This window comes from Pseudomonas sp. GD04015 (assembly GCF_029837675.1).
Taxonomy (GTDB): Bacteria; Pseudomonadota; Gammaproteobacteria; order Pseudomonadales; family Pseudomonadaceae; genus Aquipseudomonas; species Aquipseudomonas paralcaligenes.
On sequence record NZ_JAOEEE010000007.1, the window covers coordinates 73,567 to 90,559 of the forward strand.

At 67.7% G+C, this 16,993-nt stretch carries 20 protein-coding genes; 5 read left to right on the forward strand and 15 right to left on the reverse strand.

Features of this window, described 5'->3' with window-relative positions:
* Nucleotides 1-117 precede the first annotated feature (117 nt).
* On the forward strand, nucleotides 118-1,080 hold the full coding sequence (locus N7640_RS08180; RefSeq protein WP_279903426.1) for an NAD(P)H-quinone oxidoreductase: 963 nt from the start codon (nucleotides 118-120) through the stop codon (nucleotides 1,078-1,080).
* Nucleotides 1,081-1,084: 4 nt separating this feature from the next.
* Here N7640_RS08180 and N7640_RS08185 read toward each other — a convergent pair whose 3' ends face one another.
* The 6 genes from N7640_RS08185 to N7640_RS08210 form a co-directional block, all read right to left on the reverse strand.
* On the reverse strand, nucleotides 1,085-1,471 hold the full coding sequence (locus N7640_RS08185) for an STY0301 family protein (protein WP_279903427.1): 387 nt from the start codon (nucleotides 1,469-1,471) through the stop codon (nucleotides 1,085-1,087).
* A 39-nt stretch (nucleotides 1,472-1,510) separates the two neighbouring features.
* Nucleotides 1,511-2,164 (reverse strand): HAD-IB family hydrolase, encoded by a 654-nt coding sequence (locus N7640_RS08190; protein WP_279903428.1) that lies wholly within the window; start codon nucleotides 2,162-2,164, stop codon nucleotides 1,511-1,513.
* The gene (locus N7640_RS08195; protein ID WP_279903430.1) at nucleotides 2,164-3,153 is read right to left on the reverse strand and encodes an ABC transporter ATP-binding protein; all 990 of its coding nucleotides are present in this window, start codon (nucleotides 3,151-3,153) and stop codon (nucleotides 2,164-2,166) included. The genes N7640_RS08190 and N7640_RS08195 overlap by 1 nt, the downstream gene beginning before the upstream one ends.
* Complete coding sequence (locus N7640_RS08200) at nucleotides 3,150-3,950, reverse strand: ABC transporter permease (RefSeq protein ID WP_279903431.1); 801 nt, start codon at nucleotides 3,948-3,950, stop codon at nucleotides 3,150-3,152. The genes N7640_RS08195 and N7640_RS08200 overlap by 4 nt, the downstream gene beginning before the upstream one ends.
* The gene (locus tag N7640_RS08205; RefSeq protein ID WP_279903432.1) at nucleotides 3,940-4,782 is read right to left on the reverse strand and encodes an ABC transporter permease subunit; all 843 of its coding nucleotides are present in this window, start codon (nucleotides 4,780-4,782) and stop codon (nucleotides 3,940-3,942) included. Before N7640_RS08205 ends, N7640_RS08200 begins: the two co-directional genes overlap by 11 nt.
* A gap of 104 nt (nucleotides 4,783-4,886) precedes the next feature.
* Complete coding sequence (locus N7640_RS08210) at nucleotides 4,887-5,939, reverse strand: extracellular solute-binding protein (RefSeq protein WP_279903433.1); 1,053 nt, start codon at nucleotides 5,937-5,939, stop codon at nucleotides 4,887-4,889.
* 242 nt (nucleotides 5,940-6,181) lie between these two features.
* Between N7640_RS08210 and N7640_RS08215 the strand changes: the two genes are divergently transcribed.
* Nucleotides 6,182-6,898: a UTRA domain-containing protein gene (locus N7640_RS08215; RefSeq protein WP_279903434.1), complete on the forward strand. Its 717-nt coding sequence runs from the start codon at nucleotides 6,182-6,184 to the stop codon at nucleotides 6,896-6,898.
* Between the two features lie 37 nt (nucleotides 6,899-6,935).
* On the opposite strand, the gene N7640_RS08220 is transcribed toward N7640_RS08215, so the two are convergent.
* The 6 genes from N7640_RS08220 to minC all read right to left on the reverse strand — a co-directional run bounded on the left by N7640_RS08220 (nucleotide 6,936) and on the right by minC (nucleotide 11,440).
* Nucleotides 6,936-8,225, reverse strand: a complete 1,290-nt coding sequence (locus N7640_RS08220; protein ID WP_279903435.1) for a M18 family aminopeptidase — start codon at nucleotides 8,223-8,225, stop codon at nucleotides 6,936-6,938.
* 56 nt (nucleotides 8,226-8,281) lie between these two features.
* On the reverse strand, nucleotides 8,282-8,848 hold the full coding sequence (locus tag N7640_RS08225; protein WP_279903436.1) for a class I SAM-dependent methyltransferase: 567 nt from the start codon (nucleotides 8,846-8,848) through the stop codon (nucleotides 8,282-8,284).
* Between the two features lie 2 nt (nucleotides 8,849-8,850).
* Entirely contained in the window at nucleotides 8,851-9,486 is a 636-nt protein-coding gene (locus tag N7640_RS08230; protein WP_279903437.1) for an RluA family pseudouridine synthase, read from the reverse strand.
* Between the two features lie 56 nt (nucleotides 9,487-9,542).
* The gene (gene minE / locus N7640_RS08235) at nucleotides 9,543-9,797 is read right to left on the reverse strand and encodes a cell division topological specificity factor MinE (RefSeq protein ID WP_192322011.1); all 255 of its coding nucleotides are present in this window, start codon (nucleotides 9,795-9,797) and stop codon (nucleotides 9,543-9,545) included.
* On the reverse strand, nucleotides 9,797-10,609 hold the full coding sequence (gene minD, locus N7640_RS08240; protein WP_220811066.1) for a septum site-determining protein MinD: 813 nt from the start codon (nucleotides 10,607-10,609) through the stop codon (nucleotides 9,797-9,799). The genes minE and minD overlap by 1 nt, the downstream gene beginning before the upstream one ends.
* A 99-nt stretch (nucleotides 10,610-10,708) precedes the next feature.
* Nucleotides 10,709-11,440 carry a septum site-determining protein MinC gene (gene minC, locus N7640_RS08245; RefSeq protein WP_279903438.1) on the reverse strand — a complete coding sequence of 244 codons (732 nt, stop codon included), beginning with the start codon at nucleotides 11,438-11,440 and terminating at the stop codon, nucleotides 10,709-10,711.
* A gap of 110 nt (nucleotides 11,441-11,550) precedes the next feature.
* Between minC and N7640_RS08250 the strand changes: the two genes are divergently transcribed.
* Both N7640_RS08250 and N7640_RS08255 read left to right on the forward strand, forming a co-directional pair.
* A complete protein-coding gene (locus tag N7640_RS08250) occupies nucleotides 11,551-12,486 on the forward strand; it encodes a lipid A biosynthesis lauroyl acyltransferase (protein WP_279903439.1) in 936 nt (311 codons plus the stop codon).
* A gap of 35 nt (nucleotides 12,487-12,521) precedes the next feature.
* Nucleotides 12,522-13,727, forward strand: a complete 1,206-nt coding sequence (locus N7640_RS08255) for a patatin-like phospholipase family protein (protein ID WP_279903440.1) — start codon at nucleotides 12,522-12,524, stop codon at nucleotides 13,725-13,727.
* A gap of 70 nt (nucleotides 13,728-13,797) precedes the next feature.
* Here the strand turns inward: N7640_RS08255 and N7640_RS08260 are convergent, their stop codons facing one another.
* From N7640_RS08260 to N7640_RS08270, 3 genes are all read right to left on the reverse strand, one after another.
* Entirely contained in the window at nucleotides 13,798-14,538 is a 741-nt protein-coding gene (locus N7640_RS08260) for a VacJ family lipoprotein (RefSeq protein ID WP_279903627.1), read from the reverse strand.
* A gap of 22 nt (nucleotides 14,539-14,560) precedes the next feature.
* Complete coding sequence (locus N7640_RS08265) at nucleotides 14,561-15,859, reverse strand: serine/threonine protein kinase (protein WP_279903441.1); 1,299 nt, start codon at nucleotides 15,857-15,859, stop codon at nucleotides 14,561-14,563.
* Between the two features lie 110 nt (nucleotides 15,860-15,969).
* Nucleotides 15,970-16,536, reverse strand: coding sequence for a hypothetical protein (locus tag N7640_RS08270; protein ID WP_279903442.1), 567 nt, complete (start codon nucleotides 16,534-16,536; stop codon nucleotides 15,970-15,972).
* An 82-nt stretch (nucleotides 16,537-16,618) separates the two neighbouring features.
* Here N7640_RS08270 and N7640_RS08275 point away from each other — a divergent pair, with 82 nt between their 5' ends.
* Nucleotides 16,619-16,987, forward strand: coding sequence for a hypothetical protein (locus N7640_RS08275; protein ID WP_279903443.1), 369 nt, complete (start codon nucleotides 16,619-16,621; stop codon nucleotides 16,985-16,987).
* The last annotated feature ends 6 nt before the right edge of the window (nucleotides 16,988-16,993 follow it).

Sequence of the window (16,993 nt, forward strand, 5' to 3'; positions counted from 1 at the left end):
GCCGTCTAGTGGAGCGCCAGGTTCCGTTCGGTTCCGGCGACAAAACGCAAAAGCCCGGCATCAGGCGCGAAGCCGCGTACTGTCTGTACCGGGGGGCTCACTCACTATGGAGGCAGCATGAAGGCATTGCAAGGCGTCGAAGGGCAGTTGGAGTGGGTCGAAAGACCGTCTCCGGCCTGCGATGTGGGACAGGTCCGCATTCGCGTGGCCGCGGCGGGACTGAACCGGGCCGACCTGTTGCAGCGTGCCGGGCACTACCCACCGCCGCCGGGCGCCAGCGACATTCTCGGCCTCGAATGCTCGGGAGTGATCGCCGAGGTTGGTGCCGGCAGCCCGTGGCAGGTGGGCGACCGGGTCTGCTGCCTGCTCGCCGGTGGCGGCATGGCCGAGGAGGTGGTGGTCGATGCGCGCCATGCGCTGCCGCTGCCGGCGGGGCTGTCCCTGGCCGAGGCGGCGGCGCTGCCTGAGGTGTACGCCACCGCCTGGCTCAACCTGTTCCAGCTGGCCGCGCTCAAGCCCGGCGAGAAGGTGCTGCTGCACGCCGGGGCCAGTGGCGTGGGCTCGGCGGCGATCCAGCTGTGCAAGGCCTTCGGCAATCCGTGCTGGGTCAGTGTCGGTTCGGCGCAGCGCCTGGTCTACTGCGAGGAACTCGGCGCCCAGGGTGGCGCGCTGCGTGGCGAGGGTCTGGAGAGCCTGCGCGATTTCGGCCCGTTCGATGTGATCCTCGACCCGGTGGGGGCGAACTATGCCGAGATCAACCTGCAGCTGCTGGCGCGCGACGGTCGCTGGGTGAACATCGGCCTGATGGGCGGCAGCAAGGCGCAGCTGGACATGGCCCTGGTGCTGGGCAAGCGCATCCAGCTGATCGGCTCGACCCTGCGCAATCGCGACGAACAGTTCAAGGCCGAGCTGATGGCCGACCTGCAGCGCCATGTCTGGCCGCTGTTCGAGGAAGGGCGACTGCAGCCCCGGCTCGAGCGGGCTTTCCCGGCCGCGGACGCCGAGCAGGCCTTCGCCGAGCTTGCCGGCAACGGGGTGGCCGGCAAGCTGGTGCTGGTGATCGACGAGAGCCTGGGCTGAAGCCTCAGCGGCACTCCAGCTGCGCGTGCAGGTCCTCGAACTCGTTGTCGGCCACGCAGTAGCCCAGGCCGGCCGGCAGCGGGCGGACCAGGCGCAGCTCGTTGTCGGCGAAGGTGCAGGCCATGTATGGCGGCTGGCCGGAGAGGGTCCAGTCCAGTGGTGCGACGCCGATCTCGTTGACCGAGTCCGACTCGATCAGCGCGGCTCCCTGGCGCGGGTCGCCCGCGTACAGCTCGATGATGGATCGCCACCCGCCGCCGGTCGCGGGCGTATCTGGCGTGAAGTGCTGCCAGTCGGCGCCGGCCGCCTTTGGCGCCTGCGGACAGACGAAGACCTGGGCCTGCAGCGTGGAGGTGGCCAGCAGGCAGAGCGCGAGGAGGGGGTATTTCACGTTGGCATCCTTGCCTTGGGGGCGTTGCTCGGAGGTCGGTCAGTTCCAGTGCAGGATATCCCAGCCGGCCTGCTCGGCGTGAGCGCGCAGGGTCGGGTCCGGGTTGACAGTGTGGGGGTGTGGGACGAGCTGCAGCAGCGGCAGGTCGTTGTGCGAGTCGGAGTAGAAGTGCGCGCCGTCGAGCGATTCGCCCTCGCTCTCCAGCCAGGCTCGCAGTCGCGTGACTTTGCCTTCGCGGTAGGTCGGGACGCCCGAGAGGTTGCCGCTGTAGCCGCCATACTGCAGCTCGCAGTCGATGGCCAGCACCTCTGCCACGCCCAGCCGTTCGGCGATGGCGCTCACCAGGAAATGCGCCGAGGCGGAGACGATCAGCAGGCGGTCGCCGGCGGCGCGGTGGGCCGCCAGGCAGCGCATGGCGTCGCTGAAGATGATCGGCTCGATCACGTCCTCGACGAAGGGGCCGACGATGAACTCCACCTCCTCCGGCGTGCGTCCCACCAGCGGCGCCAGGGTGAAGGCCATGTAGTCCTCCATCGCCAGTTCGCCGCGGGAGTACAGCGCCATCAGCTCCTGCTCGCGGGGCACGAAGGAATCGCGGTCGACCCACTGGATATCGGCCATGTGCTGGGCCCAGAGCGAGGCACAGTCGCCGTGGATCAGGGTCTCGTCGAGGTCGAAGATCGCCAGGGCCATCAGGCCACCTCCCGGATCGAAGCGCTGTCGATGGACAGGCCGACGCACTGGCCCCGGTCGATCAGCGAGCCTTGCGAGCGATTGAGCACGTCCACTAGCAATTCCACGCCGTTGGCCTGTACCCGGTAGCGGATGACATTGCCGAGCAGGCTGTGGCCGAGTACTTCGGCGGCGATGGCGCCGCTGTCTTCCAGGCGGATGGCCTCGGGACGGATGGCAATGCGGCCGCCCACCGGGCGCAGCAGCAGGCGGCTGGCGGCCTCGGCGTCGAGCAGGTTGTAGTTGCCGATGAAGCCGGCGGCGAAGGCGTCGACGGGCTCGGTGTAGAGGGACTCGGCGTCGCCGCTCTGGACGATCCGCCCGGCGTTCATCAGGAAGATGCGGTCGCTCATGGTCAGCGCCTCTTCCTGGTCATGGGTGACGAACAGGGTGGTCAGCCCCAGCTCCTGCTGGATGGCGCGGATCTGCTCGCGCAGGTGCTTGCGGATGCGCGCGTCGAGGGCCGACAGCGGCTCGTCGAGCAGCAGCAGGCGCGGGCGGGTGACCAGCGAGCGGGCCAGGGCCACGCGCTGGCACTGGCCGCCGGAGAGCTGGTGCGGGTAGCGCGTGGCGTAGTCGTTCAGCTCCACCAGGCGCAGTACCTCGTCGACCCGCCGGGCGCTCTCGTCCTTGCCGACCCTCTGCATGCGCAGGCCGAAGGCGACGTTCTGCGCCACCGTCATGTTGGGAAACAGGGCGTAGCTCTGGAACACCATGCCGACGCCGCGCTTCTGCGGCGACAGCGGCACCAGGTCCTGGCCGTCGAGGAGGATCTGCCCGCCATCGACCCCGGTCAGGCCGGCGATGCAGCGCAGCAGGGTGGACTTGCCGCAGCCGGAGGGGCCGAGCAGGGTGACGAACTCGCCGCGCCCGATCTCGCAGTGGATGTCCTGGAACACCGGCGTGGCGCCGTAGCGTTTGTGCAGATTGCGGATGGAAAGGTAGCTCATGCCTGTGTCTTGTCCTTGTTCAGGCGGGTGGCCGCCCAGGTGAACAGTAGTACGAAGAAGAAGTAGGAGATCACCAGGGCGCTGTTGAAGTGGCCGCTGCTGTTGCGCATGTTGTTCAGGTACACCTGCAGGGTCTCGTAGCGGGTGCCGACCAGCAGGTTGGCGAACACGAACTCGCCGAACAGGAAGCTGAACGAGAGGAACAGCGACACCATCAGGCCGTTGCGCAGGTTGGGCAGCACCACCAGGAATGCGGCCTTCCAGGTGCTGGCGCCGAGCAGGTGGGCGGCATCCACCAGGTCGCGCAGGTTGATCGCCTGCAGGTTGTTGGTGATCGCACGGTACATGAACGGCAGGGCCACGGTGAAGTAGCAGCCGATCAGGATCCACGGCGTGCCGACCATCGCCAGCGGGCCGGAGCCGTAGAGCTGCAGCAGGCCTACCGAGGACACCACCGGCGGCACCGCGAACGGCAGCAGGATGAGGATGTTCATCAGCCGGTCGAGCCTGGGGAAGTGGTAGTGCACCACGAACAGCAGCGGCAGGATCAGCAGCACCGCCAGCAGCAGTGCGCCGACGCACACCAGCAGCGACTGGCCGAAGGCGGCGAGGAAGCGCGCGTCGCTCCACAGCGCCAGGTACCACTTGAGGGTCAGGCCGTCCGGCAGGATGGTCGCCGACCAGCTGGTGGACAGCGAATAGAGCAGGGTGGCCGCCAGCGGCAGCAGCAGGATGGCGAACAGCAGCCAGACCACCACGCGGTGGTAGAGGGCGGCGGGCCTGGCTTCAGCGCGCATCGTGGTAGCTCCTGCGCAGCAGCCACTGGTGCACCACGGTGATCAGCGCCATCAGGCCGACCAGCACCATCGCCAGGGCGCTGGCCAGGTTCGGGTCGAGGCTGATGTCGCCGGCCACCAGGCCGGCGATGCGGATCGGCAGCACGTTGAAGTTGCCGGTGGTCAGGTAGTACACGGTGGCATAGGCGCCCAGGGCGTTGGCCAGCAGGATGACGAAGGTGCCGAGCAGCGCCGGGGTCAGCACCGGCAGGCCGATGTGGCGCCAGAACTGCCAGGGGCCGGCGCCGAGCAGCTGGGCCGATTCGCGCCAGTCCTCGCGCAGGGCGTCGAAGGCGGGGTAGAGCAGCAGCACGCCCAGTGGAATCTGGAAATAGGTGTAGAGCACGATCAGGCCGGTCTTGGAGTAGAGGTTGAAGCCCTCGATCAGCCCGGCCTGCTTGAGCAGCAGGGTCAGCGCGCCGTTGAAGCCGAGCAGGATGATGAAGGCGAAGGCCAGCGGCACCCCGGCGAAGTTGCTGGTCATGTTGGAGAAGGCCATGACGAAGTCGCGCAGTTTCGAGTCCACCTGGCGCAGGGAGTAGCTGCCGAGGATGGCGATGGCGATGCCGAACAGGCTCGACCAGAAGGCGATCTCCAGGCTGTGCCCGATGGCCTGCCGGTAGAAGCGCGAGGCGAGGATCTTCTCGAAGTTGGCCAGGCTCCAGGCGTCGCCGACGATCAGGCTGTGCACCGTGACCCACAGCAGCGGGGCGACCTGGAAGGCGAAGAAGACGATGGCGAAGGGCAGCAGGCAGAGCAGCGCCAGCCACTTGCCGCGCAGTGCGACTCTCACGTGAGCGGCTCCTTGTACAGGGGGTGTCGAGGGGGGCGCCGGGCCAGTGTGCGTCAGCGCATGACCGCGATGAAAGCGGAGCCCGTGCGGGCTCCGCGTCGCGTTCACTGCATTTCGATGATCACGTGTTCCTGCCACAGCTGCGGCAGGGCCTTGGAGGTCGCCTCCCAGGCGGCGTCCCTGATCGGCTGGACCTTGGCGTACTGCTCGTTGGGTAGCAGCCGGGCCTGAACCTCGGCCGGCAGGGTCAGGTGCTCGGCGCGGATCGGCCGGGCGTTGCCCTTGGCCAGGTTGATCTGGCCGGCGTCGCTGAGGATGTACTCGCGCGCCAGCTTGGCGGCGTTCGGATGCCGGGCGTACTTGTTGATGACGGTGGTGTAGCCGGAGATCACCGAGCCGTCGGACGGGATCAGAACCTCGAAGCGGCTCGGGTCGATCTGGGCTCGGTAGGACAGGCCGTTGAAGTCCCACACCACGCCGACTTCCACCTCGCCCTTCTCCAGGGTCTGGATGTTCGGGTTGGACAGCGACAGGCGGCCCTGCTTGGCGATCTCGGCGAAGAAGTCCAGGCCCGGCTGGATGTTCTTCTCGTCGCCGCCGTTGGCGATGGCCGCAGCCAGCACGCCGTTGACGGCCTGGGCGGCGGCGCTGACGTCGCCGATGGCGACCCGGTAGCTGCCCTGCTTGAGGTCGGCCCAGGACCTGGGGGCCTCCTTGACCAGCCGCTTGTTGACGATGAAGGCGATGGAGCCGGTATAGGCCAGCATCCAGTGGCCGTCCTGGTCCTTGGCCCAGGCCGGGATCTGCTCCCAGGTGCTTGGCTTGTAGGGCTGGGTCACGCCCTTCTGCACGGCGATGGGGCCGAAGGCGGCGCCGACGTCGCCGATGTCGGCGCTGGCGTTGTCCTTCTCGGCCTCGAACTTGGCGATTTCCTGGGCCGAGCTCATGTCGGTGTCCATGTGCTTGAGGCCGTACAGCCTGTTCAGGTCGGCCCAGGTGTCCTTCCAGTTGGCCCAGCTGTCGGGCATGCCGACGCTGTTGACTTCGCCCTCGGCGCGGGCGGCCTGTTCCAGCGCCTTCAGGTCTTCGCTGGCCATGGCCTGGTTGCCCAGGACGATGGCCGATCCCAGCAGTGAAATCAGCAGCAGGCGTTTCATGTGGAGCTCCTTGTCGGGTTGGTCTAGATCAGTGCGGCTGCGGCTCAATCTAGAAGCCTTGTGTGACGTTTTCATGGCGGCCAGGCCGGTGTGCGAGGTGCAGGAGCTGTTCGGCTGGTCCGCCGTCTACCGACACCAGGCCCACAAGCCGCGGCTGTCATCCGGCAGTCATCTGGGCTGCCTAGCATGGCCACATCCGGGCAGGGTTCCGGTGCTGGTCTAGTCCAGATGGGAGAAGCCTGATGCGCGAAGAAGCGCCCCGTACCGTCACCGCCATCGGCCGCGCGCTGCTCGAACAGATCGAGTACGGCCTGCTGCCGGAGGGCGGCAAGCTGCCGGCCGAGCGCCGCCTCAGCGAGCTGTTCGAGACCACCCGCATCACCCTGCGCGAGGCGCTGGGCCAGCTGGAGGCCGAGGGCCGTATCTATCGCGAGGAGCGCCGCGGCTGGTTCGTCTCGCCCCGGCGCCTGGCCTACAACCCGCTGGGGCGCAGCCACTTCCACGCGATGGCGCATGAGCAGGGGCGGCAGCCCGCGACCGAGCTGCTGAGTGCGCGCTCGATGCCGGCGCCGGTGGATATCTGCGCGCGCCTGGAACTGCCGGCGCTGTCGGCGGTGCTGCAGATCCGGCGGGTGCGGCGCATCGACGGGCGGCTGGTGCTCTACGTCGAGCACTACCTGAACCCGGCTTATTTCCCCGGCATCCTCGACCACGACCTGACGGTTTCGCTGACCGAGCTGTATGCCAGTCGCTACGACATCCGCTATGGCCGGGTGGCCTTCGACATCCTGCCCACCGTGCTGCCGGCCGAGGCGGCCCTCAACCTCAAGGCCGCGCCGGGCAGCCCGGGGCTGCGCATCACCCGGGTCAACCGCGACCAGCACGGGCGGATCATCGATTGCGACGTGGAGTTCTGGCGCCACGACGCCGTGCGGGTCAGCGTCGAAGTGCCGGATTGAAGGGCGATTCTTCTCTCATTCCTCGTGGGAGAGGGGCTCAGGCCAGTTCGGCGCTGGCGTAGAAGGCAGTCAGCACCCTTACCAGGTGGGCCAGGTCATGGCTGCCGGCCAGTTCGCGGATGGAGTGCATGGCGAAGGTCGGCAGGCCGATGTCCACGGTGTTCACGCCCAGCTGGCTGGCGGTGATCGGGCCGATGGTCGAGCCGCAGCCCATGTCGCTGCGCACCACGAAGCTCTGCACCGGCACCTCTTCGGCCAGGCACAGGTGGCGGAAGAAACCGGCGGTCTCGCTGTTGGTGGCGTAGCGCTGGTTGCTGTTGACCTTGATCACCGGGCCGGCGTTGAGCTTCGGGCCGTGGTTGGCGTCGTGCTTGTCGGCGTAGTTGGGATGCACGCCGTGGGCGTTGTCGGCGGACACCAGCAGCGACTTCTGGATGACCCGGACGAAGGTGTCGCCCTCCGGCAGCACGCGACGCAGCACCTGTTCGAGGAACGGGCCGTCGGCGCCGCAGGCCGAGCAGGAGCCGATTTCCTCGTGGTCGGTGCATACCAGCACGCAGCTCTCGTCGCCCCCGGCCGCGAGCAGCGCCTGCAGGCCGGCGTAGCAGGACAGCAGGTTGTCCAGGCGGGCGCCGGCGATGAAGTCCTGGTTGAGGCCGATGACGGCGGCGCCCTGGGTGTCGTAGAAGCTCAGTTCGTAGTCCAGCACCGCATCGGCGGCGATGCCGTGCTCGCTGGCCAGGCGGTCGGCGAGCAGGGCGCGAAAGTCGGCGCGCTCGTCGCCGCTGATCTGGGCGAGGATCGGCGGCAGCTCGGTCTGAGCGTTGATCGGCCAGCCCTGGTTGGCCTCGCGGTTGAGGTGGATGGCCAGGTTGGGGATGACGGCGATGGGCTGCTCGAAGTCGATCAGTTGGCTCTTGACCCGGCCGCTCTCGCGGAAGGTCACTCGCCCGGCCAGGGACAGGTCGCGGTCGAACCAGGGCGCCAGCAGGGCACCGCCGTAGACCTCCACGCCCAACTGGAAGAAGCCCTGGCGCTGCAGCTCCGGCTGTGGCTTGACTCGCAGGCAGGGGCTGTCGGTGTGGGCGCCGACCAGGCGCAGGCCACCTTCCAGCGGCGGGCGGTTGCCGAGGCGGAAGGCGATGATCGAGGAGTCGTTGCGGGTCACGTAGTAGCGGCGGCCGGGCTCGGTGAGCCAGGGCTCGCGCTCGTCCAGCGGACGGAAGCCGGCGCTGTGCAGGCGCTGCGCCAGGCTGCGGGTGGCGTGGAAGGGCGTGGGCGAGGCCTTGAGAAAATCGATCAGGCCCTGGTTCAGTTCTGCTCGCATGACGGACTCCGGACGGCGATGGCCCCGAGTTTATCGCACTGTCGTCGTGAAAGGGCTCAGCGCCTGCGGGCGACCACGGCGAACAGGTGCCAGTGCTTAGCGTGTCCGGTGGCGGTCTTGCCGTCCCACTCGTGCTCCTCGAACTGCAGTGGCTCCCAGTCGTCGAGCAGCCGTTCGAGTTCAGCGCGGGTGTGCAGGGTCAGGCCGCGTGTCTGCCACTGGTCGCGCTCGCCGAAGAAGTGGCCGGCGAACAGGCCTCCCGGCACCAGCGCCTGTCCGATGCCGCGCCACAGCTCGGGAAAGTCCGCCGGCGGGCAGAAGGGCAGGGCGAAGCTGGCGTTGATCAGCTCGGCTGCGGGCAGCTCCAGCGCCTGGAAGGCGCCGCAGCGCAGTTCGAGCCGTTCGCCATATTCGCTCGCCTGCTCGCCCAGCCCGTCGAGGGCGGCCTGGCGGCTGTCGATGGCCTGCACCCGCCAGCCCTGGCGCAGCAGTTCGAGTGTGTCGCGGCCCATGCCGCAGCCCAGGTCCAGGGCCAGGCCCGGCGCGCCGTTCCAGTGGCGCAGGGCTTCCAGCAGCGTGGGATGGGCGGGCGCGCCGCGAGTGGCGACGTCGAAGTCGGCCACGCTCAGAACGGCGCCGGGCAGTCGAAGCGCAGGCGCTGGCCACTCTGCGGGTGGGTCAGGGCGAGCATACTGGCGTGCAGGCACAGGCGCTCGTGGGCGGCCAGGGCTTCGTCGTGGGCGTAGAGGCGGTCGCCGAGCAGCGGGTGGCCGATGGAGAGCATGTGCACGCGCAACTGGTGCGAGCGGCCGGTGATGGGCGTCAGTTCCACCCGGCAGTAGTGGCCGCAGCGCTCGACCACGCGCCAGAAGGTCAGGGCGTGCTTGCCCTGCTCGTGGTCCACCACGTGGCGCGGCTTGGTCGGCGGGTCGTAGCGCAGGGGCAGGTCGACGCTGCCGCTGTCGAGTTCCGGCTGGCCCCAGCACAGGGCGGTGTAGGCCTTCTCGGTCTCGCGGTCGTGGAACTGGCGCGACAGCTCGCGGTGGCTGTCCGGGTCGCGGGCCAGGACGATGAGGCCGGAGGTCTCCCAGTCCAGGCGGTGGACGATCCGCGCCTCGGGGTAGCCGTTCTCCTGCAGGCGGGTGATCAGGCAGTCGCGGTTGTCCTCGGCGCGGCCGGGCACCGAGAGCAGCAGGGTGGGCTTGTTGATCACCAGCAGGGCGTCGTCCTGGTGGATGATGTGGATGTTCGACAGCGGCATGGCTTTTCCACAAATGACAACGGCGGCCGTGGCCGCCGTCGCTCACCGCAACCCGATCAGCGATCGGGCAGGGTGATGTTGAGTTCGAGGATGGAACAGCTGCCCTGGTTCTCCAGCGCCACCTGCACCTGATCCTGCTCGATCTTGACGTACTTGCGGATCACCTCGACCAGTTCCTTCTGCAGCGCCGGCAGGTAGTCCGGCTGGCTGCGCTGGCCGCGCTCGTGGGCGACGATGATCGACAGACGCTCTTTCGCGATCGACGCAGGGGTTTCCTTCTTGCGTTCACGAAAGAAGTCGAAAATGTTCATTAGCGCGCTCCAAACAGGCGTTGCATGAGCCCTTTCTTCTGGACATCGAGGAAGCGGTGGGGCACATCCTTGCCCAGCAGGCGGTCGACGGCGTCGCCGTAGGCCTGGCCGGCGTCGCTCTGCTCGTCGAGGATGACCGGCACGCCCTGGTTGGACGCCTTCAGCACGGCCTGGGATTCCGGGATCACGCCCAGCAGGTTGATGGCGAGGATTTCCTCGACGTCTTCCACGCCGAGCATCTCGCCCTTGGTCACGCGCTCCGGGTTGTAGCGGGTCAGCAGCAGGCGTTCCTTGATCGGCTCCTGGCCCTGCTCGGCACGGCGCGACTTGCTGGCCAGCAGGCCCAGCATGCGGTCGGAGTCGCGGACCGAGGAAACTTCCGGGTTGGTAACGACGATGGCCTCGTCGGCGTAGTACATGGCCAGGTGGGCACCGGTCTCGATGCCGGCCGGGGAGTCGCAGATCACGTATTCGAAGTTCTGCGCCAGTTCGTCGATCACGCGGCCGACGCCTTCCTTGGTCAGGGCGTCCTTGTCGCGGGTCTGGCTGGCAGCCAGCACGTAGAGGTTCTCCAGGCGCTTGTCCTTGATCAGGGCCTGGGTCAGGGTCGCCTCGCCGTTGATCACGTTGACGAAGTCGTACACCACGCGGCGCTCGCAACCCATGATCAGGTCCAGGTTACGCAGGCCCACGTCGAAGTCGACGATGACGGTCTTGTGGCCACGCAGGGCGAGGCCGGTACCGATGGCGGCGCTGGTGGTGGTTTTACCCACGCCGCCCTTGCCGGAAGTGACTACGAGGATCTTGGCCAAGGTGATTTACCCCAAATATTTGAAAATAAAAGCTTTTCTGAGCCGAAATACGGGCTTCCGAAGGCTTTTTTGGTCCTTGAAAATTGGCCGCAGTATCCGTTAAAGGCGGGTGATGTTCAACACGTCTCCCGACAGGCTGACCTGTACCGATTGGCCCCACAGAGGGTCGCGGCGCAGGTCCTCGGCGGTCTTGTATTGACCGGCCACGGAGAGCATCTCGGCGCCCATCTGCTGGCAGAAGATCCGCGCCCTGGCATCGCCCTTCACGCCGGCCAGGGCACGTCCGCGCAACGGACCGTACACATGGATGTTGCCATCGGCGAGAAGTTCCGCGCCGGCACTGACCGGCGCCATCACCACCAGGTCGCCGCCCTGGGCGTAGATCTGCTGGCCGCCGCGCACCGGCGTGGTGATGATCCTGGTCGGTTTGTACTGCGGTTCGGCCGGTTTCGCTTCCTTCTTGCGTGCTTCCACCGGCTCGATCAGCTTCTCCCGGGCGCCGGAAGGCGGCAGGACCGGGATGTCCAGGGTTTCGGCGGCGGCGATGTCGGTCTCGCGGCTGGCGCGGATGGCCAGGGTGCGCAGGCCGTGCTGCCGGCAGACCTCCATCAGCTTGCCCAGGTCGAGGTCGCCTTCGCCTTCCGGCAGCTTGTCCAGGGCCAGCACCAGCGGCGTGTTCTGGAAGAAATTGGGGGCCTGGGCCACCTTTTCGGCCAGCTGCCGGTCCAGGCGCTCCGGGTCGTTGTGCGCCAGTTCCAGGATGGTGATGGCGAGCATGCTGCCCTTGAGCTGGAACACGGGGTCTTGGTCGAGGAGGTCGGCTTGGCTCATGGTCTGCCCACTGCATTGAATGGGCACGACTTATAACGAGAAGGCCGCAGCGCCGCAAGCCGCGAGCGCTACTGTAGAATGGCGGGCTTTGTCGCCTGCCCGGAATCACAATGGACCGCCCGCAATTTCGCGCCTACTTCCTTCACCCGCGTTTCTGGCTGCTGTGGCTGGGCCTGGGGTTGCTGTGGTTGCTGGTGCAGTTGCCGTACCGGGTGCTGCTTGTGTTCGGCCGCTGGCTCGGCGCGCTGATGTACCACACTGCGGGCTCTCGTCCGGCCATCGCGGCGCGCAACCTGGAGTTGTGCTTCCCCGACAGGAGCGAGGCCGAGCGCGCGCGGCTGCTGAAGGAGAACTTCGCGTCCACCGGCATCGCCTTCTTCGAGATGGCCATGAGCTGGTGGTGGCCGAAGAAGCGCTTGGCCCGGCTGGCCCACATCGAGGGGCTGGAACACCTGCGGCAGGCCCAGCAGGAGGGGCAGGGCGTGATCCTGATGGCGCTGCACTTCACCACCCTGGAGATCGGCGCGGCGCTGCTCGGCCAGGTACACACCATCGACGGCATGTACCGGGAGCACAAGAACCCGCTGTTCGACTATATCCAGCGCCGCGGCCGCGAGCGGCACAACCGCGACGCCACCGCCATCGAGCGCGAGGACATCCGCGCCATGCTCAAGGTACTGCGCGCCGGCCGCGCCATCTGGTACGCGCCGGATCAAGACTACGGCCGCAAGCAGAGCATCTTCGTGCCGCTGTTCGGCATTCCGGCGGCCACGGTCACCGCCACCACCAAGTTCGCCCGCCTGGGCAAGGCGCGGGTGGTGCCCTTCACCCAGGAGCGCCTGGCCGATGGCTCCGGCTACCGGCTGGTGATCCATCCACCGCTGGCGGACTTCCCCGGCGAAAGCGAGGAGGCCGACTGCCTGCGCATCAACCGCTGGATCGAACAGGCGGTCAGCCAGTGCCCCGCGCAGTATCTCTGGGCGCACCGCCGCTTCAAGACCCGGCCGGTGGGCGAGCCGCGCCTGTATCGCAAACGCGGGAAATAGCCTCCTAGACTCACGATAAAGAGTGGAAAGCGCCCATGACCGAAGTAGTGGATGTCGCCAGGCCCGTCACCGGTCTGATCCTTTCCGGTGGCGGAGCACGGGCGGCCTATCAGGTAGGCGTGCTGGGGGCGATCGCCGATCTGCTCGGCGAGTCGTGCCGCAATCCCTTTCCGGTCATCGTCGGCACCTCGGCCGGCGCCATCAACGCCGTAGGGCTGGCCTGCGGGGCGTTGCACTTTGCCAGCGCCGTGCGCCGGCTGAACGAGGTCTGGCAGGCCTTCCACTGTGCCGACGTGTATCGCAGCGACTGGCCGGGCGTGCTGCGCCAGGCCAGCCGCTTCCTCGGCCATAGCCTCCTGGGGCTGGGCAAGGACCTGCCGGTGGCGCTGCTCGACAGCTCGCCGCTGGGCGGCCTGCTGGCCCGCGAGCTGGACTTTTCAGGCATCGCCGCGGCGGTACGCATGCGTCAGCTGCGCGCGGTGGCGGTGACCGCCTTCGGCTACGAGAGCGGCCAGGCGGTGACTTTCTACCAGGGCCGCGCCACCATCGACCCCTGGTTCCGCCATCGCCGGGTCGGCGTGCCGACCCGCCTGAAGCTGGAGCACCTGCTGGCCAGCGCGGCGATTCCGCTGATCTTCCCGCCGGTGAAGGTCCACCGCGAATACTTCGGCGACGGCGCGGTGCGCCAGTCGGCGCCGATCAGCCCCGCGCTGCATCTGGGCGCCAACCGCGTGCTGGTGGTGGGGGTGAGTGGCAACCCGGTCGGCAAGGACGTCAACCAGCAGGTGGTGCGCCCGCGCAGTGGCCTGCCGCCGACCCTGGCGCAGATCGGCGGACACATGCTCAACAGCACCTTCATCGACAGCCTGGAAGGCGACATCGAGACCCTGGAACGGCTCAACCACATGAGCCGCCTGGTGCCTTCCGGCCTGCACCCGCGCGGCCTGGGACTGAAACCGGTGGAGGTGCTGGTGATCTCGCCCAGCCAGCCGCTGGACCAGATTGCCGCGCGCCACCGCCACGAGCTGCCGCGCTCCATGCGCTTCTTCCTGCGTGGTCCCGGCGCGACCCGCGCCAGCGGCGCCGGCGTGCTCAGCTACCTGCTGTTCGAGCCCGGCTACTGCCGGGAGCTGATCGAACTCGGCTATCAGGATGCGATGGCGCAAAAGGGCGCCCTGTGCCGTTTCCTCGGCCATAGCGAGGTGGCGATCGACGAGGCGCCGGTGCTGTCGTCGCGCTAGCGCGGCTCAATAGGGTTTGAGGTGCCTGCAAGAACCTCACTCCCGCCCTCTCTCCAAGGGGAGAGGGGAGTCACTCGGCGACCTGCAGCTTGCGCGCCTCGCGGTAGACGTAGCGCACCTTCTCGTACTCGAACGGGCTGTTCAGCTGGCCGTAGCGGAAGTTGGTGCTGTAGCGCGTGTCCACCGCCCGCAGCAGGGTGATCTCCGGGTGATCGCTGCTGATCTCGGCGACGTTGAGGTAGTTGATCTGGTTCTCGGCCACGAAGTCGAACACTCGGCCACCCGTGTCGCGCAGGTTGGAGGGACCCAGCAGCGGCAGCATGACGTAGGGACCGTCCGGCACGCCGTAGAAGCCCAGGGTCTGGCCGAAATCCTCGCTCTGCCGGGGCAGGCCCATGCGCGTGGCCGGGTCCCACAGGCCGGCGATGCCGATGGTGGTGTTGACCAGCAGGCGCCCGGTGGTCTGCATCGAACGCTTGCCCTTGAACTGCAGCAGGCTGTTGAGCAGGTTGGGCACGTCGCCCAGGTTGCCGAAGAAGTTGCTCACCCCGGTGCGCACGAAGCTCGGGGTGACGTAGCGGTAGCCGCGCACCACCGGCAGGAACACCCACTCGTCGAAGCGGTAGTTGAAGTGGTAGACCCGGCGGTTCCAGGACTCCCAGGGGTCGTAGACGGCCAGCGCGCCCATGGTGGAACGCTCGAATTCGCGCTGGTCCAGGTAGGGGTTGAACTCCAGCTGGTCCAGCGGGTTAGTGAAGCCGTCCTCATCCACGACGGGTTCGGCCCGGGCCAGGCCGGTGGCGAGCAGCAGGGCGAGCGTGAAGGTCCATTTTCTAGCCACGGAAGAACTCCAGCATGGCGTCGCCGTTGACGCGGTAGTTGAGATTGCCGCAGTGCCCGCCGCGCGGGTAGAGGGTCAGGCGCTCGCCGAAGGTGCGGCGCAGGAAGCCGAGGTCGCCGGGGCCGAGGATCAGGTCGTCGGCGTTGTGCATCACCGCCACTTTGGGATTCTTCTTCAGGTAGTCCTCGAGGGCGTACAGGCTGACCTCGTCGACCAGTTGCGGCAGGCTGCCACCGTCGAATTTCTCGCGCCAGTAGGGCATCAGCTGCTCGACGATGTAGCAGTCGAAGTCGCATTGCAGCGCGCGCTTGAAGAACGGCGTCAGGCTGGTGCCCTCGCTGATCGGGTAGCGCGGCGGGGTGATCAGGCCGCGGCGGTTGATCAGGTCGGCGGTGAAGGCCATGTCCGACACCGAGAAGCGGAACGAGCTGCCGATCAGCATGGCGAGCTGTTCGTCGCTGAGCTTCTGCCCGGACTGCTGGAAGTCGTAGAGCAGGGCATCGTTGAGGTCGATGTGGCCCTGTTCCTCGAAGTAGCGGGTGAGCTTGGTCAGGATCAGCTCGAAGTAGGTGGTGCCGTTGTCGACGCCGGCGACCCGGGTCTGCACCAGGCGGTCCAGGTTGGTCACCGAGGTGTACAGGTTGACCGGCGGATTGAGCAGCAGCACGCGCTTGAAGTTGAAGCTGCGCAGGCGCTCGTCCAGTTCGCTGACGAAGGCCGCATTTAGCGCGCCCAGGCTGTAGCCGGTGAGGTGGTACTCGCTGATTTCCAGGTCCGGGTGCTGCGCGCGCACGGCCATCATCACCCGGTACAGGTCTTCGGCATCCTGCTTGGACAGGCCGGGGGTGGCGGTGCGCGAGGCGGCGCTCATGAAGTCGTAGCTGGTCGGCGAGGACAGCTGCACGACGTGGTAGCCGGCGCCGTAGAACAGGCGCTTGAGGTCTTCCGTCTTGCCGCTGGCGTAACTGGCGCCGGTACCGGAGATGATGAAGATCAGCGGCGCGTTGCCGTCCTGGCGGGCCAGGCGGTAGCGCAGCTTCTTCACCGGCCAGAAGTTGTCCGGCAGCTCGAACTCGCGCTCGGGGCGCAGCTTCAGCTCGTAGTCGGCCTGGTCGATGTCGTCGTCGGTGGGCAGCTGCGAGCGCAGCTCCGGCGGCGTGGTGGCGATGGTGGCCTCGAAGGGGTTGGCCAGCGGGTAGCCGTAGGCCGCGGCATCGATGTCGGCGGCCAGCGCCGGCGCACCGGAGAGCAGGCCGCCGAGCAGGGCAGCGAGGAGTGGGAGACGGGACATGGCCAGATTCCTTGGCGAAGGACTGCTGAAGTGAATACCGGGCTTATGACAAGTGCAAGCGTTGCGAGTGCCGTTTGGCTTTGCAAGCCTATATACGGACCCCGACGCGGCTAGTCCAGCGCACTCAGGCTCTCCAGCCAGATCAGCTCGCAGGCGCCTTCGCCCACGTCGTCGCGGGTCAGGGAGCTTTGCCAGTGGAAGCCGTCGTCGCCGTCCACCCGCACCAGTTGCCCGGACAGGGCGATGCGCTGGCCGGGCCTGATGCGCTTGAGGGTGTGGGCCACGGCCTGGTTGGCCGGGATCAAGTGCATGTTGGCACTGTGGGTCTCGATGTCGCGGCGGGGGATGGGAAAGTCGGCGGTGCGCCAGTAGTACCAGCGGTTGCCCTGGCGGATGTCGATGCGCGCCAGCACCTGCGGGTCGGCCATCGGTCCCCAGCCCAGCGCCAGGTCGGTGGGCGAGACCTTGGCGCCGCGGTCGAAGCGGTAGTCCTCGCGGCCCAGCACCAGAGCCTCCAGCTGGAACGGCTGCAGCGGCGTGATGGTGTGGCCGTCGAGACGGATGACGCCGCCTGTGGAGGTCACCTGGGGCATCGGCGTCTGCGGGCGCAGCCACTGCCAGCCGAGCGCGATCAGCGTCAGCAGGACCAGGGCGAGTAACAGGCGGCGGGCGTTCATGGCGTGAATTCTAGTGTCCGGTATTGCGCTCGGGCATGGGCGGATTAAGCTGGGCGCCTTTTCGGACCGCCGGAGCGCCAAGATGTCCCGCCATTTTCCTGTTCTGCTGCTGTTGCTGGTAGTGCCGCTGTGGCTGGCGGCCAGCTACGGCGTGCGCTTCGCCCTGATGGAGGATGGTCAGTGGGTGGGCGCCTGCGTGGAGCAGGCCGCGCGCTGGGAGTGCCAGATGCGCGCCGGGCTGGGCTACCTGATCCATTTCCGGGTGATCGCCTGGATCGCGCTGGTGCTGGCCATCGTGGCCTTCGTCGTACCGGGCAGGGCCGGCAAGCTCCTCGGCGGGCTGGCGCTGTTCTTCGGCATTCCCGCCCTGGTGCTGTACAGCGCCAGCATGGCCGTGTTCGCCCTGGTGCTGGCCGGCCTCAGGCTGGTGCGCGCGCCACGCCCGGGCTGATCCGCC

Bases quoted from the DNA above. Each gene is read 5' to 3' on its own strand.
- N7640_RS08195 (WP_279903430.1), bottom strand. From the start codon at position 3,153: ATGAGCTACCTTTCCATCCGCAATCTGCACAAACGCTACGGCGCCACG.
- minE (WP_192322011.1), bottom strand. From the start codon at position 9,797: ATGAACATTTTCGACTTCTTTCGTGAACGCAAGAAGGAAACCCCTGCG.
- N7640_RS08200 (WP_279903431.1), bottom strand. From the start codon at position 3,950: ATGCGCGCTGAAGCCAGGCCCGCCGCCCTCTACCACCGCGTGGTGGTC.
- N7640_RS08220 (WP_279903435.1), bottom strand. From the start codon at position 8,225: ATGCGAGCAGAACTGAACCAGGGCCTGATCGATTTTCTCAAGGCCTCG.
- N7640_RS08275 (WP_279903443.1), top strand. From the start codon at position 16,619: ATGTCCCGCCATTTTCCTGTTCTGCTGCTGTTGCTGGTAGTGCCGCTG.
- N7640_RS08250 (WP_279903439.1), top strand. From the start codon at position 11,551: ATGGACCGCCCGCAATTTCGCGCCTACTTCCTTCACCCGCGTTTCTGG.
- N7640_RS08255 (WP_279903440.1), top strand. From the start codon at position 12,522: ATGACCGAAGTAGTGGATGTCGCCAGGCCCGTCACCGGTCTGATCCTT.
- minC (WP_279903438.1), bottom strand. From the start codon at position 11,440: ATGAGCCAAGCCGACCTCCTCGACCAAGACCCCGTGTTCCAGCTCAAG.
- N7640_RS08270 (WP_279903442.1), bottom strand. From the start codon at position 16,536: ATGAACGCCCGCCGCCTGTTACTCGCCCTGGTCCTGCTGACGCTGATC.
- N7640_RS08180 (WP_279903426.1), top strand. From the start codon at position 118: ATGAAGGCATTGCAAGGCGTCGAAGGGCAGTTGGAGTGGGTCGAAAGA.
- N7640_RS08190 (WP_279903428.1), bottom strand. From the start codon at position 2,164: ATGGCCCTGGCGATCTTCGACCTCGACGAGACCCTGATCCACGGCGAC.
- N7640_RS08215 (WP_279903434.1), top strand. From the start codon at position 6,182: ATGCGCGAAGAAGCGCCCCGTACCGTCACCGCCATCGGCCGCGCGCTG.
- N7640_RS08210 (WP_279903433.1), bottom strand. From the start codon at position 5,939: ATGAAACGCCTGCTGCTGATTTCACTGCTGGGATCGGCCATCGTCCTG.
- N7640_RS08265 (WP_279903441.1), bottom strand. From the start codon at position 15,859: ATGTCCCGTCTCCCACTCCTCGCTGCCCTGCTCGGCGGCCTGCTCTCC.
- N7640_RS08230 (WP_279903437.1), bottom strand. From the start codon at position 9,486: ATGCCGCTGTCGAACATCCACATCATCCACCAGGACGACGCCCTGCTG.